The sequence below is a fragment of the Pseudoalteromonas sp. 13-15 genome (assembly GCF_001468205.2).
Lineage (GTDB): Bacteria > Pseudomonadota > Gammaproteobacteria > Enterobacterales > Alteromonadaceae > Pseudoalteromonas > Pseudoalteromonas marina.
On record NZ_CP019162.1, the window covers coordinates 2784621 to 2808424 of the forward strand.

Consider the following 23804-nt stretch of genomic DNA (forward strand, 5'->3'; position numbering starts at 1 on the left):
ACTTTAAATTAAAACATAAAAATTCCTTTATGGTTGTATTTAGTGAATTTTAAAACCACTTAATTTGGTTTTTCGTGCTTTTTTTGAATTGAGTTTGGTGTTGACTTAAGCCGCTCAGCGCGGTACTAATACATAACAGAGCGAAAGATGAACTTTCGCAACAGATTATTTAAATTTGGTGTTAATTACATGCTTACAACTGCACTTAAACTAGTCCTGATTATTATCGTGGTGATTATTCCCGCGAGGGCTTTGTAGTGCTATAAACTTGAGCATTAAAAAGCCCTCCGCACTTAACAGTTCGGAGGGCTTTTTAGTTTTAAGGGTAAAAATTAATTAGGTTGTCACTGAAGAATGAGGATTTATTAATGACAGGCGCAGAACTCACAATCGACTTATTAGCCAAACACGGCGTAAAAGAGGTATTTGGCTACCCTGGTGGAGCCATTATGCCAATTTACGATGCGCTGTATGGTGCGCCAGTCAAGCATTACCTCACTCGCCACGAGCAAGGTGCTGGTTTTGCTGCTGTAGGTTATGCCCGCAGCACAGGTAAATTAGGTGTATGTTTAGCAACATCAGGCCCTGGGGCTACTAACTTAATAACAGCACTTGCAGATGCAATGATGGACTCAGTGCCATTATTAGCAATTACCGGCCAAGTACCGACTGCCGCTATTGGCTCAGATGCATTTCAAGAAGTCGATGTACTAGGTATGTCGCTTTCATGTACTAAACACAGTTACATGGTAGAGCGTCCAGAAGATTTAGCCGAAATACTACAAGAGGCCATGCACTTAGCCCTAAGTGGTCGCCCAGGTCCTGTGCTTGTTGATATTCCAAAAGATATTCAAATGGCGCAAGTGCCGTTTAAACCTTGGTTAGCCGCTGATGAGTATTTACCGCAGCTTGATTTAAACCAAGTAGCCATTGCCAATCAGTTATTAAGCGAAGCAAAGCAACCTGTGGCGTATGTAGGTGGTGGTGTACAAGCCGCTGATGCGCAAAATGAGTTAATGCAGTTTTTAAATAAAACGCAGATGCCTGCGGTATCAACACTTAAAGCGTTAGGTAGCGTATTACCAGATTACGAACACTACCTAGGCATGCTAGGCATGCACGGTACACAAGCCGCTAATATAGCGGTGCAAGAGTGTGATGTTTTAGTGTGTATAGGCGCTCGCTTTGATGACCGCGTAACTGGGAATTTAGCTAAATTTGCCGCTAAAGCAAAAGTAATTCATTTAGACATAGATGCGGCCGAAGTAGGTAAACGTAAACCAGCTAAAGCCTCATTAATTGTTGATTTAAAAACCTCATTACCGGCACTTGAGTGCTTTGTAACCTCTAAAGCATGGTGCGATATAAATAAGCAGTTAAGCGTAAAACATGCGTGGCGCTACGACTACCCAGGCGAAAAAGTATTTGCCCCGTATTTATTGAACCAATTAAGCCAACGTATGCCAAAAACAGGCGTAGTGTGCTGTGATGTGGGTCAGCATCAAATGTGGGTAGCGCAACACATGAAGTTTAGCCACCCGAGCAACCATTTAAGTAGTGGTGGCGCAGGCACTATGGGCTTTGGTTTACCAGCGGCTATTGGCGCACAAGTAGCACGCCCAGACGATTTTGTAATAACGGTGTCGGGTGATGGCTCAATCATGATGAACATTCAAGAGCTTGCGACTATTCGCCGTAACAATTTACCAGTAAAAATACTAATATTAGATAACCAACGCTTAGGTATGGTTCGCCAATGGCAGGAGTTATTTTTTGAAGGACGTTACTCTGAAACAAACCTTTCAGATAACCCTGATTTTGTTCAGTTAGCCGCTGTATTTGGTATTCCTGGGCAAACAATTACCCATGCCAATCAAGTTGATGATGCAATAACAGCATTAGTTAACAGCAAAGGGCCGTACATAGTACATGCCTGCATAGACGATAAAGAAAACGTATGGCCACTTGTACCACCAGGGGCTGCAAATGACGAAATGATTACGGAGAAAGCACAATGAAACACAGCCTAACTATTGCATTAAAGAGCCAAAGTATAGCGGTCGAGCGTTTTTTACGTGTAGTGCGTCACCGTGGTTTTGATCTTACGCATTTTCAGCTCAATATGGATGATGGCCACTACAATGTTGCAATGACAGTAGACAGCGATAAACCAATCCATCTTTTAACAAGCCAGTTAAATAAGCTGGTGGACGTTAAAGAAATCACTTTACAAAATTTACAGCAACAAGCTGTGTAATTGCTAACAACACAAATTTACGAGTAATTGAATAACTGTTACTCACCAATTTTTAGAATGAGGAATGCCCGCTTTCACAGCGGCAAAACAGAGGTAACTATGGCTAAATTAAGAAGTGCAACAACAACTGAAGGACGTAAACGCGCAGGCGCACGTGCATTATGGCGCGCAACAGGCATGACCGACACCGACTTTGGTAAACCAATTATTGCTGTAGTTAACTCGTTTACGCAATTTGTGCCAGGGCACGTACACCTTAATCAGCTAAGTGAGCTAATGGCTGAAACAATCACGCAAGCGGGTGGTGTACCAAAAGAATTTAATACTATTGCAATTGATGACGGTATCGCAATGGGCCACGGGGGCATGCTTTACTCACTGCCTTCGCGCGATCTCATTGCCGACTCGGTTGAGTACATGGTTAACGGCCACTGCGCCGATGCGATGATCTGTATTTCTAACTGTGACAAAATCACCCCAGGGATGATGCTTGCAGCGCTACGCTTAAACATACCGGTTATTTTTGTATCGGGCGGACCAATGGAAGCGGGTAAAACGAAACTTGCTAACATTGATATCAAATTAGATTTAGTCGATGCCATGGTAAAAGGCGCTGATGAAACAGTAAGTGATGCAGATTCAGAGCAAGTAGAGCGCTCTGCATGTCCTACTTGTGGGTCGTGTTCAGGTATGTTTACTGCAAACTCAATGAACTGTTTATTAGAAGCTATTGGCCTTGCACTACCGGGTAACGGTACAACGCTTGCAACCCATAAAGATCGTAAGCAGCTATATGTAGAAGCGGGTGCTCGCATTGTTGATTTATGCCGCGAGTACTACCAAAAAGATAACCAAGACGTATTGCCACGCGCTATTGCTAACAAAACAGCCTTTATGAACTCTATGGTTGTTGATATTGCTATGGGTGGTTCATCTAACACCGTACTGCATTTACTAGCAGCCGCACAAGAAGCTGGCGTAGATTTTGACATGTCGCACATTGACGAGCTATCTCGTAAAACCCCATTTTTATGTAAAGTAGCTCCAGCAACAGCACAGTACCACATTGAAGATGTTCACCGCGCTGGTGGCATGATGGCAATTGTGCGTGAGCTAGGCAAAGCCGGTTTAGTTGATTTATCGGTAAACCACGTTGCAGGTATGACTATGGGTGAGCTTGTTAAAAAATGGGATGCGACAGATCCTAAAAACGAAGCGGCACAAAAGTTTTACCGCGCGGGGCCAGCTGGCATTCGTACTACAAAAGCAATGAGCCAAGAGTGTCGTTGGGATGAAGGCGATAACGACCGCGAACATGGTTGTATTCGAAGTGTTGAACACGCATTTAGACAAGATGGCGGCTTAGCTGTACTTTCAGGTAACTTAGCGGTTGATGGCTGTATTGTTAAAAGCGCGGGCGTAGTTGACGAAATGCTGCATTTTGAAGGCACTGCAGTGGTATACGAATCACAAGATGATTCAGTAGAAGGCATTTTAAACGACGAAGTAAAAGCCGGTGATGTTGTGGTTATTCGTTACGAAGGCCCTAAAGGCGGCCCTGGTATGCAAGAAATGCTTTACCCAACGAGCTACTTAAAATCAAAAGGTTTAGCTGAAAAGTGTGCGCTGATCACCGATGGACGCTTTTCGGGCGGCACGTCTGGTTTATCTATTGGCCACGTATCGCCAGAGGCTGCAAGCGGTGGTGCTATTGCGTACGTTGAAAATGGCGACAAAATTATTATTGATATTGCTACCCGTGAGATCACGCTTGCACTAAGCGAGGAAGAGCTTGAAGCGCGTAAGCAAAAGCAATTAGCGCGTGGTAAACAGGCGTATAAGCCCCTTGACCGTGAGCGTTATGTTTCGTCGGCATTAAAAGCCTATGCACTACTTGCAACGAGTGCAGATAAGGGCGCAGTGCGTGACTTAGAGAAACTGGAGGAGCTGAGCTAATTATGGTTTCTCAAGAGCTCGATTATTTTCGTGCAATTATTCAAGCAAATATGGAGCCCTTGGCTAAAGTTACTGAGGTCAGTGAAATGCCTGACCTTAGCGCTAAACTTGGCAACCATGTATGGCTTAAACGTGAAGATCAACAGCCCGTGTATTCGTTTAAATTACGCGGCGCATACAATAAATTAAATAAGTTGCCAAAAGGGTCTGTTGTAATTACTGCATCGGCTGGTAACCATGCTCAGGGTGTTGCATTAAGCGCTTCGCATTTAGGGCATAAGGCAACGATTGTAATGCCTGTTACAACGCCAGAGATAAAAGTTAACGCCGTACGCGCTTTAGGCGGTGAGGTCGTATTGCATGGACATCAGTTTGACGTAGCTAAAGCGCACGCGCTTGAGCTCACAGAGCAGCGTAATGGCATTTTTGTCCCACCATTTGACGATCCTGACGTTATTGTTGGGCAAGGTACTGTAGCGCGAGAACTCATGCAGCAGCTCAATGAGCTTGATGCGGTATTTATTCCCGTTGGAGGCGGTGGCTTACTGGCAGGCATGGCTGTTTATATAAAGTCACTTCGTCCTGATATCAAAGTCATTGGCGTAGAAGCCGATGAGAGCGCCTGTTTACAAGCTGCACTTGAAGCGGGTGAACCGGTAGAGCTTGACCGAGTAGGCAGTTTTGCCGATGGTGTAGCGGTTAAAATTATTGGCAAAGAAACATTTCGCTTGGCACAAAAGTTTTGCGATGAAGTAATCACTGTGACTAGCGATGAAATTTGCGCCGCCATGCAAGATATTTTTGTGTCTACTCGTGCAATTGCAGAGCCTTCTGGCGCTCTTGCAACGGCAGGGCTTAAAAAGTGGAGCCAACAATCGGGCTTAAAAGGGTTGCATTTAGCAGCTGTGCTTTCGGGTGCAAATTTAAACTTTGATCGCTTACGTTATGTCGCTGAGCGCACTGCGCTAGGTGAAAAAAACGAAGCGTTATTAGCCGTTACCATCAAAGAAGAAAAAGGCAGTTTTAAACAGTTTTGTGCGTCTTTAGGTGGCCGTGCTATTACTGAGTTTAACTACCGTTATGCAGGGCCTGGTGAAGCGCAAATATTTGTAGGTATTGCTCTGCGCCAAGGAGAGCAGGAGCTCAATGAGCTCAAGCAGGACCTAACTCAAAACGATTACACATTTTGCGACTTATCAGATAATGAACTTGCTAAATTGCACGTACGCTATATGGTTGGCGGTAAAGCACCCGAAAAACTGCATGAACGTTTGTTACGTTTTGAGTTTCCAGAATACCCCGGCGCACTAGCGCGCTTTTTAGATACGTTAGGCAACGATTGGAATATCACGTTATTTCATTATCGGAGTCAAGGCGGCTCAATGGGTTATGTATTAGCCGGTTTTGCTATTGAACCTGAGCAATTTGAGACTTTTAACGAGCATTTAAATGACTTAGGCTATAGCGTGCAAGATGAAACGCATAATCCGTGTTTTACACAGTTTTTAACGACGCAACCTCTTTCAGAAAAAACCGCAAAGCTCGCTTCAGTTTAACAGCCATTAAACAGCAAGTACCTTACAAGGGTGCTTGCTTTATCATTTGTTTTACATATAGTTACTGATACCGTCATTAACTTGAGGAAACTTGGTTGTTACTTAAAGGATTAATACTTGGATTGTGTTGTTTTTGTGGCCAAATTGCGGCGCAAGAATCGGTCACTTTACAATTAAAATGGACGCATCAGTTTCAGTTTGCTGGTTACTACATGGCCAAAGAAAAAGGGTTTTATAAAGATGTGGGTCTTGATGTAACCATAAACCCAGCAGATCTAACAATGCCCGATGCGTTTAGTGCTGTGGCTAATGGCGACGCCGAGTTTGGTGTAGGTCACTCGGGTATTTTACAGGAACGTATAAAAGGCCAATCTTTTGTAGCAATGGCGCCTATCTTGCAATATTCACCTTATTGTTGGATGGTCAAAGACACCTCTGATATTTTTCATCCTCGTGATTTTGTAAATAAGCGAATTAGTAAAGTGAGTCACAATGATAGCAATGAGTTAATGGCTATGCTGACACGCAGCGGAGTTAATACGCGTTTGCTTAGTGTATACAACGGTGACAACCCAAGCCAAGCCTGGATTGAGAACAGGCTCGATGCGATGCAAGTTTATTTATCTACAGAGCCCTACAATATGACTCAAAGAGGTATATCACATCGCCTAATATGTCCTCAGCGTTACGGTATAGACGTTTATGCAGATATCTTATATACCACTGGGAAAATGTTAAGCACATCCCCAGAAACCGTTGAAAAATTTTACCAAGCCAGCCTGAAGGGGTGGCGCTACGCAATGATGAATATGGATGAGGCCATTGCGGTTACCCAAATACTTTACGCACCTAACAAAAGTTTCCATGAATTAGCATATGAGGCTGAAGTATTAAAAGAGTACATTATGCCAGCAACAACTAGCCTGGGGCATATGTCTATTCCAAAATGGCGCCTAATTGCAGACTTGTACGGTATTCACCAAACTGAGTTTGATAAGGTTAAAGCCAGTTTTATTTATAAATATCAGCGACCAGAAAAAATGGAATTATCGTGGATGTTAATTGCAGCGATGATTGTGAGTGTTATCTCTATACCGTTGTATTTGCGCTTAATGTTTAGTAAAAAAATAACCGTTTAATGGCTGTTAATGTTACTGATACAATTGGCTACCTTTCAATAAATTAAGCTGTTATGACGTTAGCCGAGCAATTTACTTCACTTGACTCTATTTTAAAGCGTACTCGCACCTATTGGCAGTGCACCGCTTTTGATTTTGATGCGATCCCTTGGCTCGAACTGCGAGGCATATTAAATAGCTTAACAGATGAGCAAGTAGCAACGCTTGATACCAAGCAGAATGAGTTAATAGACTTCTTTAATCCACACATTAAGTTACTTGATGAATTACAGCTATTATGTAAATTACCTCAGGCAAATACCCTCCGATATAATTACCCTTTTTGGATTAGTAACGGCATAAAAGGGCGTAAATTCGAACAACTCCAAGACTTTGTATCTGCGTTGCCAAACACAAAATTACCGGTATTAGAATGGTGTGCGGGTAAAGGGCACTTAGGTCGTATGCTCGCATTTAACGGTGCCACGCAGGTCAGCAGTGTTGAGTTGCAATCAACATTATGCGAACAAGGCCAAAAAGCAGCACTGCAACAAGGCTTGGCAATGCAATTTAGCCAAGTTGATGTATTAAAAGATGATACTACATCACTTTTTAATACACAGATGCATGCTGTGGCGCTTCATGCATGCGGCGCTTTACATCAGGCTATGATGCGCAAAGCAATAGCTGCAAACGTGCAGCAAATTAGCTTTTCACCTTGTTGCTATCATTTATTTACACCTAACGATTACTTACCAATGAGCGAGCTTGCCAAGCAAAGTCAGCTTAGGTTAACTCACCGTGATTTAAAACTGGCTTTGCAAGAAACAGTAACCGCGCCAACTCGTGTTGATAAAATACGAAAAACAGAACTTGAGTGGCGGTTGGGCTTTGATGCACTCAGGAGGTCAATTACTAATGAATTACACTATGTTAGTGTTCCCTCTGTTAATAAGGCCGTGTTCTCAGGTTCATTTAAATCATTTTGTGAGTGGGCGGGCGATAAAAAAGCTTTAAAAATACCGCAAGATATTGATTATGAATATTTTTTATCTGTGGGTATGGCTCGAAAAAAGGTCACTGACAGAGTTGAACTGGTTCGACATGTGTTCAGAAGAGCAATTGAGGTTTGGCTTGTGCTCGATCGTGCTTTATATTTGCAACAGCATGGCTATCAAGTAAGTATTAAAACCTTTTGTGAAAAGCAGTTAACGCCTCGGAATATTTTAATTCTTGCCAATACTAATCCTTCAACCAACAACTAGTCGTTTTGGCTTAATAAGAGATGCAATGAGAAAATTAAAAAATTTGTTCGATAATAATAAAAACTGGGCTGCGCGAACAAGCGAAGCGAATCCAGAGTTTTTTAAAATTTTATCTATGCAGCAAAACCCTGAGTACTTATGGATTGGTTGTTCAGACTCTCGTGTACCCGCAAACCAAATAGTTGATTTATTACCCGGAGAATTATTTGTACACCGTAATGTAGCAAATGTCGTTGTACATACCGATCATAACTGTTTATCTGTTATGCAGTATGCGGTAGAAGTACTAAAAGTTAAACACATAATGGTTGTTGGCCATTATGGGTGCGGTGGCGTTCAAGCTGTACTAAGTGATGCAAAGTTTGGTTTTATTGATAACTGGCTTCGACATGTTGGCGATGTAAAAGAAAAGCACATAGAGCAACTTAACAGCATTGACGAAGAGCAGCGCTTGAGTCGACTTATTGAGCTTAATGTAATAGAACAAGTACGCAATGTATGTCGTACCAATATTGTGCAAGATGCATGGGAGCGCGGCCAAGATTTAACAATACATGGTTGGGTTTATGGTTTAGAAAACGGCCACTTACATGATTTAGAAGCCGTTGTTACGTGCGCGGAAGAAGAGTCGGACAGTTATAAACGTGCAATACAACATGTTTTCAAAAAAGCAGGTTGTGAGTAAATACATGACAAAAACGGCGGTTATTATTGGCGCAACAGGTTTAGTTGGGTCTGAGCTTTTAACTGCATTACTCAGTTGCGCTGAGTATAGTCAGGTTGTAGCCATAACACGCCGAGCGTTACCACTTTCCCATACTAAGTTAACTAATCACGTTATTGATTTTGAAAAGTTGACTCAATACAGCGATTTCTTTAAAGGTGATGTATTTTTTTCGTGCTTAGGGACAACGCTTAAGCAAGCGGGCTCTGTTGATGCGCAGCGTAAAGTGGATTTTGACTATCAATTCATCGCCGCACAAATTGCAGCATGCAATGGCATAAGCCATTATTGTTTAGTGTCATCAAGTGGTGCTAACGCAAACAGCAACAGCACTTATTTAAAAATGAAGGGGCAGCTAGAGCAACAGGTTGTGCCATTAGCATTTAATAAAATAAGTATTTTTCAACCGTCGTTGTTAATAGGTGAGCGAGATCACTTTAGGTTAGCTGAAAAAATGGGCAGTGTGATTTTACCATTGCTTACAAAAATTGGTTTCCTAAAGCGTTATAAACCTATAAAAGGAAAGCAAGTCGCTTTAAAAATGTTAGCGGTGAGCTTAGAGCAAAAAGAGGCGCAACAATATTATGTGCTTGATGAGCTATTTATCTAGATTTTAGTTACACATAAAAAGCAGCTCAGGCTGCTTTTTAATGCGTTGAATTAATTATTCTGCGTTTGTATTTTTGTTTAGTTGCTGTTCAAGAATAGCGACTTTAGCTTCTAGCTCAGTTAGTTTTTCGCGTGTACGAATAAGTACTTGGCTTTGAATATCAAATTCTTCTCGGCTAACAAAGTCCATCTCAGCAAGTTTGTTTTGTAAAACTTGCTTTGTTTTACCTTCTAGCGTGTCTGCTAAATTTTTTACACCTTGTGGCATATTACTCGTAATTTGCTTAGCAATTTCTTCTAGTTTTGCTGGGTTGATCATAATTGTCCCTTCGGCCTTGCCTAAAATGAATATAACTAATGTTACCTTATACCCACCTCATTTAACACATGATCATGTTTAGGTAATTAATTATGGCAATTGCTATGCCTGTAGTAATGGTTACGTTAAAATTGCGCGTCTTTTAAATCATTCTGGTCGTTATGAAACTCAATCCAAAACAAGATGAAGCAGTAAAATATATAAGTGGCCCATGCTTAGTTCTTGCTGGCGCTGGCTCTGGAAAAACCCGCGTTATTACAAATAAAATTGCTTATTTGGTACAAAAGTGCGAGTACAAAGCACGTAATATTGCGGCTGTTACCTTTACTAATAAAGCGGCTAAAGAAATGCGTGAGCGCGTATTACAAACGCTTGGTAAGCAAGAGGCTAAAGGGTTATGGGTATCGACGTTTCATACACTGGGTTTAGAAATAATAAAAAAAGAATTGAGCACACTCGGCTTTAAACCTGGGTTCTCGTTATTTGACGATCAAGATACCAATCAGCTGTTGTCGGAGCTCACTGAAGATGAATTAAAAAAAGACAAAGATTTACTCAAGCTACTTAAAATGGAAATTGGTAGCTGGAAAAACGAATTAGTATTGCCAGAGCAAGCAATACGTGAAGCGCGTGACGCGCAAAAGGCTTTATTCGCGCAGCTATATGCACGCTATCAAACACAATTACGTGCTTATAATGCATTAGATTTTGACGATCTAATAATGATCCCTACGTTACTACTTACTAGCAATGCAACATCTCGTGAGCGTTGGCAGCAACGCTTTAAGTATTTGCTGGTGGATGAATACCAAGATACCAACACCAGCCAGTATCAGCTTGTAAAGCTACTCGTAGGTGAGAGAGCACGCTTTACTGTAGTGGGCGACGATGACCAATCGATTTACTCATGGCGTGGCGCACGTCCGCAAAACCTTGTTCTTTTGAGTAAAGATTATCCCGGACTTAGGCTTATAAAGCTTGAGCAAAATTACCGAAGCGCGCAGCGAATACTTAAATCTGCCAATATACTCATTGCCAACAACCCGCACGATATAGAAAAAAAACTATTTAGTGAGTTAGGGTACGGTGAGCCGATAAAAGTTATTGGGTGTCGTGATGAAGAGCATGAGTCGGAGCGTGTAGTTGCTGAAATTATTTCGCATAAATTTATGAAGCGCACCAGCTACAAAGACTACGCTATATTGTATCGTGGTAATCACCAAGCACGTGGCTTTGAAAAATCATTAATGAGCAACCGTATTCCCTATAAAATTAGTGGCGGTATGTCGTTTTTTGCGCGTTCAGAAATTAAAGACATCATGGCGTATTTACGTTTGCTCGTAAACCAAGACGACGATAACGCATTTTTACGTATAGTAAACACGCCTAGACGAGAAATAGGCACGGTAACACTTGAAAAACTGGGCACTTTAGCCAACGAAAAACATCAAAGTTTGTTTGCTACTTGTTTTGATAACGACCTGAGTTACAGGCTAAAAGGGCGTGGTTTTAACGCTTTAGCTGGGTTTGCTCGATGGATTGTCGAATTGTCAGATAACGCGGTACGCAGTGATACGTTAGAGGCAGTGAAAGACTTAGTGCGTAATATTAATTACGAAGCCTACCTTTACGAATCATCGCCCAGTGCTAAAGCGGCCGAAATGAGAATGAAAAACGTCTCTGAATTATATCGTTGGATCACAGATATGCTAACCGGAGACGCTGAGAACGAGCCGATGACGCTTGCCGAGGTGGTTAGTAAACTTACACTGCGTGATATGCTTGAGCGTAACGAGGAAGAAGATGAGTCTGATGCAGTTCAGCTGCTTACATTGCATGCTTCTAAAGGCTTAGAATATCCGTATGTGTTTATGGTTGGCATGGAAGAAGGGTTATTACCTCACCAGGTTAGTATTGATGAAGACAATGTAGATGAAGAGCGTCGACTCGCTTACGTTGGTATTACTCGTGCGCAGCAAGAGTTAACACTTACATATGCAAAAATCCGCCGCCAGTTTGGTGAAACCTCTGAAACAGAGTTAAGTCGATTTGTGCAAGAGTTGCCGCAAGATGATTTGGCATTTGAAAACAAAAAAGCGCCAAGCTCTCAGGCAGAGCGAATGGAAAAAGGGCAAGCCAGAGTCGCAAATTTACGGGCTATGTTTAAAAAACCTGAGTGAAATCAGGCTTTTTTATAACCAAAGCTGGGCTTAAACTGATTGACTGACGTGTTCTGGCTGTGACTCAGGGCAAGCTAAAGTGTGCTGTTTGCCAACAAAATATGACAAGCCATGTTTCTCCAATAAGGCTCTAAAATTAAGAATAGAGGGTCCTTTTGCAATGACCTTCATTTTTTTGAGCTTAGTGATAGGAAGCACACCTTGTAGTTGCAGGTCGTAACTATCTTGTTGCAATATTCGCTTGCTAAAGGTGGAGCTAAGCAATAGATAGTCAAAATTTACATCGGTTAATAGGTTAAGTTCACATCTGTCTTTAGCAAAATTATTTAAGCCAATTGAGTAGCCTAACAAAGATAATTGCTTAAGATTTTCTAGCTGAGTAGCACAGGCATGGCGAATTTCTTGCTCATCAAAAAGTAAACAAAGTTGGCTTGGGCCACGTTGTTTATTTAACACATCAACAAATAAAGTAAATTCGTGTTTTTCAAGTAATAAGCAAGAGCATGGTACTAATGCCATTGCCACATTTGCATTTATGGCCTGCGTGTAAGCACACTCTAGAAGTTGCAACTCTACTTTTAAGTGTTGCTCTTTGTCGGTAGCAAATTTTTTCAAAACCTCAAAACTGGTAAACCCTAAAATAGGGTGCTCACCGAACGCTTCAAATAGCGATTCAGATTGCTGTTGCTCGTTTAGTGTAATAATTTCTGAGCTTCTAAAGCTCATTGGCATGACATCAAGATGATGCAGTGCTTTTTGCCCTACATCAGCTATTGATTGAGTGAGTAACGGATGAAACAGCTCGTAACGATTTTTTCCAGAATTTTTTGCATGATACATCGCGGCATCAGCATCACGAATAATTTCGTCGGTATGTTTATAGCTTTGTTTTGAGTAGTTTATCCCAATGCTAGCACCGCTTTGCAGCAAAGTACCTTTAATATTAAAAGGCTTTTTCATTAAATCGATAATACGATTAGCCACATCTTCGGCCTGTTGTGGTTCGGTTAAATGCGTTAGTAAAATAACGAATTCATCTCCACCTAAACGGGCTAATAAATCATGTTCACGAATACATTGTGAAAACAGCTCACTCACATTAATTAAGAACTGATCGCCAGCTTGGTGACCTAGTTGGTCGTTAATATCTTTAAACTTATCTAAATCAATAAACAGAACAGCAAATTGACGCTCTGGAAAACGCTGAAAATGTTGAAGTGTTTTTTCTAATTGGGTTAAAAATAAACTACGGTTTGGCAAGCTTGTTAACGAGTCGTGATGGGCGTCATGATAAAGCTGCTGCTCTATTTTTTTTCGTTCTTCAATTTGCATTTGCAAATGCAAATTAGTTTGTTGCAGTTCTTTTGTTTTTTCGTTTACTCTAAATTCAAGCTCTTGGTGACTTTTAGCTATAGCCTGATTTGCTAGCTTAGTTTGTAAAACAGCCGCTATTTGATGCGATACAAACGTAATTAATTCGTTATCGTCTTGACTAAAAATATGTTTATTGTTGTATGCTTGGCACACAATAAGGCCAATAACACCCTGCGATGTTTTTAAAGGTGCACCTAGCCAGCTCGTCGCTTTTTGTTTGTTAGGAACGGGGGCTGAACGTTGTACCACGCCACTATTTAATAATGCTTGTGCTTTTTCTGGGTTAATAAGCTGCGTTTCTTCGGTGCTTATTACTAATTCGCTATAGCCTTTGGCAAACTGACGGGGCTGAGTATTTTCCTTATATTCATCAACACAGTAAGGGAATGTTATCCAGCCTGAGTCTTTGTCATAAAGTGCAATATAAAGATTTTCTGCGTAGGTAATTGTTTTTATTATGCCATGTATTTTAACGTAAGCATCATCAAGATTTTTAGCTTGAGTGGCGATTTCAGATACTTTAAATAAAATTTGTTGACGTTGCAGCGCGCGTTTACGGTTAGCTACTTCAAGATTAAGTGCATCGTTACTTTGAGTCAGTGCTCGAGTACGAATTTTTACTTCTGACTCTAAATACTCACGTTTTTTTACACGCTCTATTGCCGTTGCTAAATACAGCGACATCACTTCAAGAAGTTGTATTTGCTGGGAGTTATAACTTTGATTTACGTCATAGCTTTGAGCGGCTAACACACCAATAATATTTTTTTCTTGGTACACAGGTACACCTACCCAATGTTCGGCGGGTGTGCCTAGCGCTTTGAATAAGCCGTTAGCAGCAGCGTCTTGCATTTGTTGTTTTGTAAAGTATGTGGTTTTACCTTCTTTAAATACGTAACCGGTAGCACCTTCATCAAAACTATTAGAGTGGTTTAGTGGTACTGCAATGCCATCTTTTTCATCTGAAAAATAAGAAAGCTCTAATGTTTGGCACTGCTGGTTTTGTAAAACAACATAAAAGCTTTTACTGGGAACATACTTTTGTAAAATATCGTGTATAGCGGGATAAAGTAGTGTTAACTCCGCAACCGTACTCGCGCGCTCAGAAAGTTGGATAAGCGCATTTTGCAAATGGTGTGATTGCTTGTACTTTTCGAGTAGGGTTTTGAGGCGTTTATTTTGATACGCTAATCTACGCGATGAAGGGAGTTTATCTTCCAATGATGTAACCGATATTATTATTGTATAGTTATTAGACTTATACTTTCACTTTTAGTGCTTAGCGTCAAGCTGATATTCTAATAAAAATAATGGTTAACGCGGTATTTTGGGCATAAAAAAGGCTTAACAAGTTAAGCCTTTTTTATGTATAACTGAGCGTTATTCTGCTGTCATGAAATCGATTGCTGCGCTTATTTCATCGTCAGAACAATCCATGCATGTGCCTCTAGCTGGCATTGCATTAAAGCCGTTAATTGCATGCTCAAGTAGCGTATCTTTGCCTTTGGCAATACGCGGTGCCCAATCGTCTGCAGATTTAGGTGCACCTAATGCGCCTGTACCATGGCATGCAAAGCACGCAGCCTGGTAAACTTGCTCACCAGAGCGAGGCCCTGTTGGCGCGGCAGCTACTGCAGCTTTATCACCTTCAAGGTACACAGCACCAACAGGTGCTAAACGCTTTTTAATTGCATCTTCAGTCATAGAGTTATCATATGGCTGTGCGTATGCTGTAGTTGCTAACACTAATAATGCTAATGCTGTTAATTTTTTCATTTTGCCTTGCTCACTTCGATTTGAACGTGATCAATCACGATATAGATGACGGAAATTACGCCGATTATAACTCTCTGAGGCAATTTATAAAATGCTAAGAGGTATTTTTATTACTAAAAACTGGCTACTTTTTGCGTTAGCTCAACAAAAATAAGTGCCTTGGCGTATTTATTTAGCCAATATACCTGGTCATCTAATAAATAACCTTTGTTACAATCAATTTAATGCTAATACGGATTTAACAAGTTTTTCGATCCCCGCATCTGCTTCTACAATCGATTGCGCTAGCATGTAAGCAGGTGTAGTCACAATTTTATTGTGTTGATCAATTACAACGTCATCAACGTCACAATTTAAGTGTGTTGCGCCAAGCTTAGTGAGTGCGGCTGCTGTGTCTTTATCGTTGCCAATAGTGATTTTTGCATCGTCGTAAATAAATGGAGTTAACGCAGGCGCGATACACATATAGCCGGCTGGTTTATTGGCATTAGCGAATTTTTTACAGGCGTTTAATACGTCGTTGTTAATGGTCGCTTGTGCGCCTTTGACCGCAAAGTCACATAAGTTTTTCGCAGCACCAAAACCACCTGGAACTATTAATGCGTCAAATTGATCGCTATTAAGGTGGTTAAGCGCTTTTATATCACCTCGGGCAATACGTGCAGCTTCTACTAATACATTACGCTTTTCACTCATTTCCTCACCCGTTAGATGATTAATAGTGTGAAGTTGCTCTATGTCTGGTGCAAAACACTGGTAGGTTGCACCATTTTTAGCTATGTGTAAAAGAGTCAAAATGGCTTCATTAATTTCGGCACCATCGTATACACCATTTCCAGCTAATAACACGGCTACTTTTTTCATGCTTTTGTGCTCCTTGATTTAATTTATTCAGTCTATAGTTTGAAGTTTAACACGGACGAAATTGCCTATTTAAATTAATTTTTGTGTGAAAATTATCCGCTAAGTAAGTTGCAATGCGGCATATGCCATTTCACAATTAGCACCAATAAAAAAAAGTATAAAGGATCGCTATGATCTTCGATCCATTATGCTAGAATACTCCTCCGGTTATTTAATTGGACACGAATAACCAAAGTAGATGATGGCACTAGTAGCCATACAAAACCTTTTTCCACATTGGTTTAAAAATAATAAAAAAAGAACTTCGTATTATCTTTTTTAAATTAAAACATATAGTTAATCATTTTTCTAGGCGTTTAAATAGGCCTTGGAAGAATCATTTGTGCCTGTTATCTACATACTTATCCACAGCTTGCTCTTATTTTAATAAAATACCGAATATCAATTGATAGTCGTTTTATTTTAACCCTTATGGCATGCTTACAATTATCATAATTTTTAGCATTTAGGATCCAAATTCACCATGGCTCAGATCCCCGAAAATCCACTTATTTTAGTTGATGGTTCGTCGTATTTATTTCGTGCTTATCATTCTCCTCCACATCTAACTAATTCTAAGGGTGAGGCTACGGGCGCTATTTATGGCGTTATTAATATGCTGAAAAGCTTGATCAGACAGTATGATCCCTCGCATATGGTGGTTGTATTTGACGCCAAAGGTAAAACATTCCGTAACGACATGTACAGCGAATACAAAGCTAATCGCCCACCTATGCCTGACGATTTACGCACCCAAATAGCACCTATCCACAGTATTATTAAAGCAATGGGGTTTCCGCTTATTAGTATTGAAGGGGTTGAAGCAGACGATGTCATTGGAACCTTTGCGCGAATTGCCTCTGAGCAAAAACGCCATGTACTGGTTTCGACCGGCGATAAAGATATGGCCCAGCTTGTGAATGAGCATGTGACACTCATTAATACGATGACCGACAGTATTTCAGATCCTGACACTGTTGTTGAAAAGTTTGGTGTGGGCCCAGATCTTATAATTGATTACCTAGCACTGATGGGCGATAAGGTTGATAACATTCCTGGCGTAGAAGGCTGTGGTCCTAAAACAGCTGTAAAATGGTTACAAAAATATGGATCTCTGCAAGGTGTAATGGATAACGCAGGCGAAATTAAAGGTAAAATTGGTGAAAAATTAGCAAATGCATTAGATCATTTACCTTTAAGCTATGAGTTGGCAACCATTAAGTGTGACGTTGAGGTTGAGTCAGATCTTGATACGTTTAAACTGCAGGAGCCAAATAAAGACGAATTAATTGCATTATATGGTGAATGCGAGTTTCGTCGTTGGTTAGCTGAGCTACTAGATAACCCAAGTGATGCACAAACTCACTTAGCAGTTCCATCGCAAGAAACAGAATTACCAAAAGTTGAAGAGGCTCATTACGAGACTATTTTAACAGAAGCGCAGTTTGATACGTTAATAGAGCAACTTAATGGCGCTGATCTTTTTGCATTTGATACAGAAACAACTAGCCTCGATTATATGCAAGCGCAATTAGTAGGCATGAGTTTTAGCGTTAAAGCAGGAGAAGCTGCATATTTACCTGTTGCGCACGATTACCCCGATGCACCAGAACAGCTAAGCCTTGAATTTGTGATGCAAAAGCTTGGGCCAATTTTAGCTGACGCTAATAAAGCAAAAGTAGGGCAGAATCTTAAATACGACAAAAGCGTATTAGCTAATGCTGGCTATGAACTCAATGGTATTAAATTTGACACTATGCTTGAGTCTTACGTATTTAACAGCGTAGGTACGCGCCACGATATGGATTCGTTGGCATTAAAGTATTTAGGTCATAAAAATATTAGTTTTGAAGATATTGCAGGCAAGGGTAAAAAGCAGCTGACGTTTAATCAAATTGAACTCGACAAAGCAGCGCCTTATGCAGCAGAAGACGCGGACATAACACTTCGCTTACACGAAGTACTGTGGCCTAAAATTGAGGCAGATGAAAAGCTTAAATCAGTATTTGAAGAGATTGAAATGCCATTGGTAAGCGTCATTTCAGATATTGAGCGCACAGGGGTTGCGATTGATAGCAACATGCTTGGCGCGCATAGCCAACGTTTAGGTGAGCGCTTAATTGAACTTGAAAAAGAGGCGTTTGAAATTGCAGGTGAACCCTTCAACCTGAGCTCACCAAAACAGTTACAAGTATTATTGTTTGAAAAGCTAGAGCTGCCAATAATTAAAAAAACGCCTAAAGGTGCACCTTCAACCGCAGAAGAGGTACTTCAAGAGCTTGCTCATGATTACCCGTTACCTAAGGTTATTATTGAACACCGTGGTTTATCAAAACTTAAATCAACATATACCGATAAACTACCGCTTATGGTTAATGAAAAAACACAGCGTGTACACACGTCATATCATCAAGCTGTAACAGCGACAGGGCGTTTAAGTTCTACCGATCCTAACCTGCAAAATATTCCTATTCGCTCAGAAGAGGGTCGTCGTATTCGAGAGGCCTTCATTGCTGCCGATGGTTATAAAATAGTGGCAGCCGATTACAGCCAAATTGAATTACGCATAATGGCGCATCTTTCACAAGATAAAGGTTTGCTTAATGCTTTTGCAAACGGTTTAGATGTTCATAGTGCGACCGCGGCCGAGGTGTTTGGTGTTGATTTAGATGACGTAACAACAGACATGCGCCGAAAAGCAAAAGCCGTAAACTTTGGTCTTATTTATGGTATGTCGGCTTTTGGTTTAGCCCGCCAGTTAGATGTACCACGCCATGAAGCTCAACATTATATTGATAAATATTTTGAACGTTTTCCAGGCGTATTAGAGTACATGGAAACAACACGCGAAAAAGCAGCAGAAAATGGTTATGTTGAAACAATATTTGGACGCAGATTGCATTTACCTGAAATAAATGCCCGTAACGGAGCTCGTCGTAAGGGCGCGGAGCGTGCTGCCATAAATGCGCCCATGCAAGGCACTGCTGCTGATATAATTAAAAAGGCTATGTTAAGTGTTAATCAGTGGGTGTACGAACAAGCTCCAAATACCGTGAAGCTGCTTATGCAAGTGCACGATGAATTAGTATTTGAGATTAAAACTGATTGTGCAGAGGCTTACACAAAACAAATTTGCGAGTTAATGTCACAAGCAGCTTCACTCGATGTACCGCTAATAGTAGAGGCTGACGAAGGTGAAAACTGGGAACAAGCCCACTAAACTTTATAAATAATAAAAGCGCCAATAGGCGCTTTTTTTATGTGTATTAAAAATAGTAGTACCTTAACGGTCAATTTTATATAAACAGAATTTAGTTAATAATTGGTTAAAATAGGTAATTATTTATGCCAAATGGTTACATGTTCGTCAATTCTAACTATTAATGCAGAATATGATTGTATTTTTATGCGCGCTTTTGTTAAAGTCCCGCCCGTCCTACTCTGTAGGACATCCTGTTGATGATGCGTCTGTAAAGATGCAACAAATTGTTAGCGACTCCCCAGTTTGCTATATCGGCCTAATAACATTTTATTAGGCCGTTTTTTATTCCGCACTTTTCAGTATTCTTGACCTAATTATTACTTCTATTGTGATCATCTTTACGTTTAAATCCCGTAATTATAGCCAGTATTAGTTACGATATTACAATCTCATATTTTAGTATGGTTTAAGCTATTTCTAAATGATAGTATTCAATGAGGTTTTACCTTCATCTATGTATTTAAAGGAGTGCGTTATGTTTAAAGCGTTAGTGATTACAGGCCTTTCGTTATCAAGTTTATTTATGTCTAATTTTGCCTTTGCTAATTGGCTGCTAGACAACGATAAAAGCCAAGTAAGTTTTGTTTCTATAAAGAAAGACACGATTGCTGAAGCCCATCACTTCACTGCAATCGAAGGTAAGCTTAACGATAAAGGTGAGTTTAATGTTTATATAGACTTAGTATCAGTAGAAACGTATATACCTATTCGTAATCAAAGGCTTACAAGCCTGTTGTTTGAAGTAAATACATTCCCAAAAGCCGTGCTAACCGCCAATTTGAAGCCGTCGTTAGCAATAATTAAAAAACCGGGTAGTTACGTGTTAAAAGGTATTAGCGCAGAGCTTGATTTTCATGGTAACAAAAAATCACTTTCAATTGATGTGCTGGTAAATAGCAATAAAAGTGCTGATTTGACGCTTGCTTCATTCACGCCAGTCATCATAAATAGTGGCGACTTTGGTGTGACAGAGGGAGTTAAACAGTTACAAGAGCTTGCTGGTTTGCCTTCGATTGCAACGGCTATCCCAGTTTCATTTGTATTAACGCTTAATAAACAGTGATTTCGCTTAATGAGCTCAGTAAACAGTTAAGTGAGCCGAGTAAGCCCTTTGATAGTTGGCAACCCTCTCATTGTGGTGAGTTGCCAATCGTTATTAACGACCAAGGGGAATGGTTTTACGATGGTAGTAAAATAACAAGACTACCTATGGTCAAATTGTTTGCTTCTGTATTGTGCAAAGAGGGTGCACATTTTTATTTAAAAACACCTATCGAAAAAGTAACGATTACAGTAGAAGATGCGCCGTTTATTATTGTTGATTGGTTTTTAAAGCAAACTAATGAAGGCGAGGCTTTGTGTTGTATTGATAATTTAGCCAGGCAGTGGATTGTTTGCCAGCAACAGCCCTTACGGGTAAAAAATTATAAGGGCGCTAAAGTACCTTATTTAATATTACCTTTTGGTTGTAGTGCACGTATAGCAAGAAGTGTGTTTTATCAGTGGGCAGAAAAAGCCGAGTCTGATGAGCTCGGCTATTTTATTCAATCTGCAGGTGAGGTGTTTTACTTAAGTTAGCTTGCAGTGTTTGTGTCTGAACTGCTTTCGTCAGCTACTTTTTCTACAGGTGGTACCGCGATAACGGGGCCTAAATACCATTCGTCTAGTTTTTTAGCTACTTCTGGTAATCCAGTGCCTTTTAAAGATGAAAATGCATGGACAGTAATATCACCGTCCAGCTCGCTTAGTTCGCGGCGAACTTGTAGTACTTGTGCCTTTCTTGCACCTTGCTTTAATTTATCAGCTTTTGTTAGCAGGGCCAATACTGGAATCTCGCTTCCAATCGCCCAATTAATTAAGTCGCGGTCTAAATCTTTTAACGGATGACGAATATCCATTAAAACAACTATTCCTTTTAAGCTTTGGCGTTTTTGAAGATATTCACCTAATGACTTTTGCCATTTCTTCTTCATTTCAATTGGTACTTTGGCAAAACCGTAGCCTGGTAAATCTATGAGGCGCATGTTATCAACATCAGCTAACTCAAAGGTATTAATTAACTGAGTTCGCCCAGGGGTTTTACTCGTACGTGCTAATTTTTGATCGGTTAATGCATTAAGCGCACTTGATTTACCTGCATTAGAACGACCCGCAAACGCAACTTCAATTCCCGTATCAGCAGGTAATTTAGTAATGTCTGGAGCGCTTGTAACGAAAGACGCGGTATTATATTTGATACGAGATTTGAGCACAGGCTCTCCTAAAACTTTAAAAATAACGTTAAGTAAACCAAATTTACTTAGGGCACGTATTTTATACTATAAAAGATGTATTAAAAAGCGTATTTAAATACCTTAAATCAGTGTCTGTGGTACATTTAAAGCATATTAAAGCTTCACCTTAGTCAAAACCCTGTAAATTATAAGCTTAATATGTGTAGAAAACGTGCCAGAGAATTTATTATCGTGTAGAATATATGTATTGCAACATCATGATTGTAGATGATACAGGGTCGGGAACAGAGAATTCACCATGAAAAAAATAGCACTATCTTTAACAATATTGCTTGGTGCGTTGTCAGCAAGCAACGCAACAGCATTTGATGGCGATGTAAACGCAGGTAAACAAAAATCAGCAACGTGTGCGGCATGTCACGGCCCAGACGGTAATGCACCGATTACTATTTACCCTAAAATTGCAGGCCAACACCCAGATTATATCCTAAAGCAACTTCAGGATTTGAAACTAGGTATGACATCAGGCGGGAAAGAAGGCCGTATGGATCCTGTAATGAGCGCAATGGCAATGCCACTAAGCGAACAAGACATGAAAGATCTGGCAGCTTACTTTTCGTCACTAAACATGTCAGAGGGTTCAACACCTAAAGACGTCGTTGAAGTTGGCGCTATGCTTTACAAAGCGGGTGATGCAGAGCGAGGAATTCCTTCATGTGCTTCGTGTCATGGTCCTCGTGGTAACGGCTCATCGTTAGCTAAGTTTCCAAAAGTGTCTTTTCAGCACCCAGAGTACATAAAGTCTCAGCTTGAAAAGTTTCGTAATGGTACACGCCATAATGACCTAAACGGTATGATGGGTGACATCGCTAAAAAGCTAACAGACAAAGACATTGAAGTGCTTTCTAAGTACTTAGGCGGTTTACACTAAAGTCGTATTTATTTAAATTTAGATACCAACTACAGTGTAATATGAAAAAAAAGCAGCCTCGGTTGCTTTTTTTTGTGTCTGAAATTCGCGATATCGTCTTTCACTTTGTGAGACATTGACCATGCGGATGTATGGTAAAAGTCTTATTTTAAATGTCTTTTATTTGTTAAGTTGTTGTTATTTAAATAGGCTTTTATTTATGTATGGCTGTAATGTAAGAAAAAAGATATAAACCAGTTGTAACAAAATTATTAACGAGTAAATTAACAGCTGTCGCAAAGAACAATAAAAAAATGGAAACATCTATAAGGAAAGTAGCGCGGCACGACTACATAGCACAAAGATTGTGCTACTAAAGGAAATACTACAAAAGAGTCAGGATGACCGAAAATAATAAAATAACTCATGGAAGTTTAATAATAAAAACAAAATGGAATGAAACAAGGAACGTAAAAATAATAACAATACGGACTGATAATAATAAAAATAACAAAGACTAAAAAAGTCGAAGGGAGAAGTGTCCATTTTATGGCGCTCAGATTAGTAGGCGGTAGAGATGTTTTCTCTACCGCCTTTTTATTTGTCCTGTTACAATACCCACCGTTTAGCAATATGCTAGTGCGTCATGTTAAAGAGAAGCCCAACCTCTAAAGCGCAAACTGAATTCTTCTGGCTATGCCAGCATTGCGATGCCTATTAATATACGCCTCGCTCAAAACCTCTTAAGTGAGATGATCAAGATATGAGTAGAAAGAAAAAGTCACGCAAAATCCCATCAAATGGACCTGTTCGCTTAAGCCAAGATAAGCTTAAAGAAATGCGTGCGTTAAAAGAGCAGCGTGTTAAAAAAACCAAAGGTGCTAAGCCTGGTTCTCGTAATGCGCCAGATTTGGTTGAAGAACAAAACCAAACATCGCATTCAGGTTCGAGAGATAAACGTATTGGTAGTAAAAAGCCGGTGTCTTTAGTGCCTGTTGCTGCTGAACCAAAAGTAGAAATGAAACGTAACTTAAAACCAGTGGTTGAACTTAAAAAAGTAGTTCAGCCAGAGCTTACACCAGAACAAGAGCTTGAAGAGCTTGAAAATGATGTACGCTTACTTAAGTTGGTTGAGCGTCATGAAGGCGGTGAGATGCTGACTGGTAAAGATGCTAAGTACTTTAATAGTCGAATTGCTCGCCATCAGGTTCTATGCAAATTATTAGGCCTTGAGGATGAAGACGAGTTTGATGATGAAGATGACTTTGGCGAAGAGAGTAATTCAGACTTCGACCAGTATTTATCAAACGATCTTGCCAGTGAATGGCTAGACGATGATGAAGACGAAGATAAGTAATTAA

The 23804-nt window shown here is 40.3% G+C and carries 19 protein-coding genes; 14 read left to right on the top strand and 5 right to left on the bottom strand.

What is annotated here, in order from left to right; all coding sequences use genetic code 11:
- The first annotated feature begins 368 nt into the window (after window positions 1–368).
- From ilvG to ATS72_RS12980, 8 genes are all read left to right on the top strand, one after another.
- On the top strand, window positions 369–2018 hold the full coding sequence (ilvG, locus tag ATS72_RS12945) for an acetolactate synthase 2 catalytic subunit (RefSeq protein WP_058428221.1): 1650 nt from the start codon (window positions 369–371) through the stop codon (window positions 2016–2018).
- Complete coding sequence (ilvM, locus tag ATS72_RS12950; protein ID WP_006793049.1) at window positions 2015–2257, top strand: acetolactate synthase 2 small subunit; 243 nt, start codon at window positions 2015–2017, stop codon at window positions 2255–2257. Before ilvG ends, ilvM begins: the two co-directional genes overlap by 4 nt.
- 99 nt (window positions 2258–2356) lie before the next feature.
- Window positions 2357–4213 (top strand): dihydroxy-acid dehydratase, encoded by a 1857-nt coding sequence (gene ilvD / locus ATS72_RS12955; protein WP_008133264.1) that lies wholly within the window; start codon window positions 2357–2359, stop codon window positions 4211–4213.
- A 2-nt stretch (window positions 4214–4215) separates the two neighbouring features.
- Window positions 4216–5769 (top strand): threonine ammonia-lyase, biosynthetic, encoded by a 1554-nt coding sequence (gene ilvA, locus ATS72_RS12960; protein WP_058428222.1) that lies wholly within the window; start codon window positions 4216–4218, stop codon window positions 5767–5769.
- A 95-nt stretch (window positions 5770–5864) separates the two neighbouring features.
- Window positions 5865–6908 (top strand): ABC transporter substrate-binding protein, encoded by a 1044-nt coding sequence (locus tag ATS72_RS12965; protein ID WP_058428223.1) that lies wholly within the window; start codon window positions 5865–5867, stop codon window positions 6906–6908.
- Window positions 6909–6961: 53 nt separating this feature from the next.
- The gene (locus ATS72_RS12970) at window positions 6962–8152 is read left to right on the top strand and encodes a methyltransferase (protein WP_058428224.1); all 1191 of its coding nucleotides are present in this window, start codon (window positions 6962–6964) and stop codon (window positions 8150–8152) included.
- A gap of 25 nt (window positions 8153–8177) precedes the next feature.
- The gene (gene can / locus ATS72_RS12975; RefSeq protein WP_039036235.1) at window positions 8178–8837 is read left to right on the top strand and encodes a carbonate dehydratase; all 660 of its coding nucleotides are present in this window, start codon (window positions 8178–8180) and stop codon (window positions 8835–8837) included.
- Between the two features lie 4 nt (window positions 8838–8841).
- Window positions 8842–9486, top strand: a complete 645-nt coding sequence (locus tag ATS72_RS12980) for an NADH dehydrogenase (RefSeq protein ID WP_058429131.1) — start codon at window positions 8842–8844, stop codon at window positions 9484–9486.
- Between the two features lie 54 nt (window positions 9487–9540).
- Here ATS72_RS12980 and ubiK read toward each other — a convergent pair whose 3' ends face one another.
- Window positions 9541–9804, bottom strand: a complete 264-nt coding sequence (gene ubiK, locus ATS72_RS12985) for a ubiquinone biosynthesis accessory factor UbiK (RefSeq protein WP_058428225.1) — start codon at window positions 9802–9804, stop codon at window positions 9541–9543.
- Window positions 9805–9965: 161 nt separating this feature from the next.
- Here ubiK and rep point away from each other — a divergent pair, with 161 nt between their 5' ends.
- Window positions 9966–11984 carry a DNA helicase Rep gene (gene rep, locus ATS72_RS12990; RefSeq protein ID WP_058428226.1) on the top strand — a complete coding sequence of 673 codons (2019 nt, stop codon included), beginning with the start codon at window positions 9966–9968 and terminating at the stop codon, window positions 11982–11984.
- 30 nt (window positions 11985–12014) lie between these two features.
- On the opposite strand, the gene ATS72_RS12995 is transcribed toward rep, so the two are convergent.
- From ATS72_RS12995 to elbB, 3 genes are all read right to left on the bottom strand, one after another.
- On the bottom strand, window positions 12015–14579 hold the full coding sequence (locus tag ATS72_RS12995) for a bifunctional diguanylate cyclase/phosphodiesterase (RefSeq protein WP_058428227.1): 2565 nt from the start codon (window positions 14577–14579) through the stop codon (window positions 12015–12017).
- A gap of 159 nt (window positions 14580–14738) precedes the next feature.
- Window positions 14739–15134 carry a c-type cytochrome gene (locus ATS72_RS13000; protein WP_006793059.1) on the bottom strand — a complete coding sequence of 132 codons (396 nt, stop codon included), beginning with the start codon at window positions 15132–15134 and terminating at the stop codon, window positions 14739–14741.
- A gap of 216 nt (window positions 15135–15350) precedes the next feature.
- Entirely contained in the window at window positions 15351–15998 is a 648-nt protein-coding gene (gene elbB, locus ATS72_RS13005; protein WP_058428228.1) for an isoprenoid biosynthesis glyoxalase ElbB, read from the bottom strand.
- A 523-nt stretch (window positions 15999–16521) separates the two neighbouring features.
- On the opposite strand from elbB, the gene polA reads away from it, so the two are divergent.
- From polA to ATS72_RS13020, 3 genes are all read left to right on the top strand, one after another.
- Entirely contained in the window at window positions 16522–19257 is a 2736-nt protein-coding gene (polA, locus tag ATS72_RS13010; RefSeq protein ID WP_058428229.1) for a DNA polymerase I, read from the top strand.
- Between the two features lie 517 nt (window positions 19258–19774).
- Complete coding sequence (locus ATS72_RS13015) at window positions 19775–20362, top strand: YceI family protein (RefSeq protein WP_058428230.1); 588 nt, start codon at window positions 19775–19777, stop codon at window positions 20360–20362.
- Window positions 20359–20877 carry a DUF1285 domain-containing protein gene (locus ATS72_RS13020; protein WP_006793063.1) on the top strand — a complete coding sequence of 173 codons (519 nt, stop codon included), beginning with the start codon at window positions 20359–20361 and terminating at the stop codon, window positions 20875–20877. Before ATS72_RS13015 ends, ATS72_RS13020 begins: the two co-directional genes overlap by 4 nt.
- Here the strand turns inward: ATS72_RS13020 and yihA are convergent.
- Entirely contained in the window at window positions 20874–21551 is a 678-nt protein-coding gene (yihA, locus tag ATS72_RS13025) for a ribosome biogenesis GTP-binding protein YihA/YsxC (RefSeq protein WP_008133243.1), read from the bottom strand. The two genes, ATS72_RS13020 and yihA, sit on opposite strands and share 4 nt — an antisense overlap.
- A 280-nt stretch (window positions 21552–21831) precedes the next feature.
- Between yihA and ATS72_RS13030 the strand changes: the two genes are divergently transcribed.
- Together ATS72_RS13030 and yihI are read left to right on the top strand one after the other, a co-directional pair.
- Window positions 21832–22464 carry a c-type cytochrome gene (locus tag ATS72_RS13030; protein ID WP_006793065.1) on the top strand — a complete coding sequence of 211 codons (633 nt, stop codon included), beginning with the start codon at window positions 21832–21834 and terminating at the stop codon, window positions 22462–22464.
- Between the two features lie 742 nt (window positions 22465–23206).
- Window positions 23207–23800 (top strand): Der GTPase-activating protein YihI, encoded by a 594-nt coding sequence (gene yihI, locus ATS72_RS13035; RefSeq protein WP_008133239.1) that lies wholly within the window; start codon window positions 23207–23209, stop codon window positions 23798–23800.
- Window positions 23801–23804: the final 4 nt, after the last annotated feature.

Bases quoted from the DNA above. Each gene is read 5' to 3' on its own strand.
- ATS72_RS13015 (WP_058428230.1), top strand. From the start codon at position 19,775: ATGTTTAAAGCGTTAGTGATTACAGGCCTTTCGTTATCAAGTTTATTT.
- ATS72_RS12980 (WP_058429131.1), top strand. From the start codon at position 8,842: ATGACAAAAACGGCGGTTATTATTGGCGCAACAGGTTTAGTTGGGTCT.
- ATS72_RS13030 (WP_006793065.1), top strand. From the start codon at position 21,832: ATGAAAAAAATAGCACTATCTTTAACAATATTGCTTGGTGCGTTGTCA.
- ilvA (WP_058428222.1), top strand. From the start codon at position 4,216: ATGGTTTCTCAAGAGCTCGATTATTTTCGTGCAATTATTCAAGCAAAT.
- ATS72_RS12970 (WP_058428224.1), top strand. From the start codon at position 6,962: ATGACGTTAGCCGAGCAATTTACTTCACTTGACTCTATTTTAAAGCGT.
- yihI (WP_008133239.1), top strand. From the start codon at position 23,207: ATGAGTAGAAAGAAAAAGTCACGCAAAATCCCATCAAATGGACCTGTT.
- ilvD (WP_008133264.1), top strand. From the start codon at position 2,357: ATGGCTAAATTAAGAAGTGCAACAACAACTGAAGGACGTAAACGCGCA.
- rep (WP_058428226.1), top strand. From the start codon at position 9,966: ATGAAACTCAATCCAAAACAAGATGAAGCAGTAAAATATATAAGTGGC.
- ilvG (WP_058428221.1), top strand. From the start codon at position 369: ATGACAGGCGCAGAACTCACAATCGACTTATTAGCCAAACACGGCGTA.
- ATS72_RS13000 (WP_006793059.1), bottom strand. From the start codon at position 15,134: ATGAAAAAATTAACAGCATTAGCATTATTAGTGTTAGCAACTACAGCA.
- ubiK (WP_058428225.1), bottom strand. From the start codon at position 9,804: ATGATCAACCCAGCAAAACTAGAAGAAATTGCTAAGCAAATTACGAGT.
- can (WP_039036235.1), top strand. From the start codon at position 8,178: ATGAGAAAATTAAAAAATTTGTTCGATAATAATAAAAACTGGGCTGCG.
- elbB (WP_058428228.1), bottom strand. From the start codon at position 15,998: ATGAAAAAAGTAGCCGTGTTATTAGCTGGAAATGGTGTATACGATGGT.
- ilvM (WP_006793049.1), top strand. From the start codon at position 2,015: ATGAAACACAGCCTAACTATTGCATTAAAGAGCCAAAGTATAGCGGTC.
- polA (WP_058428229.1), top strand. From the start codon at position 16,522: ATGGCTCAGATCCCCGAAAATCCACTTATTTTAGTTGATGGTTCGTCG.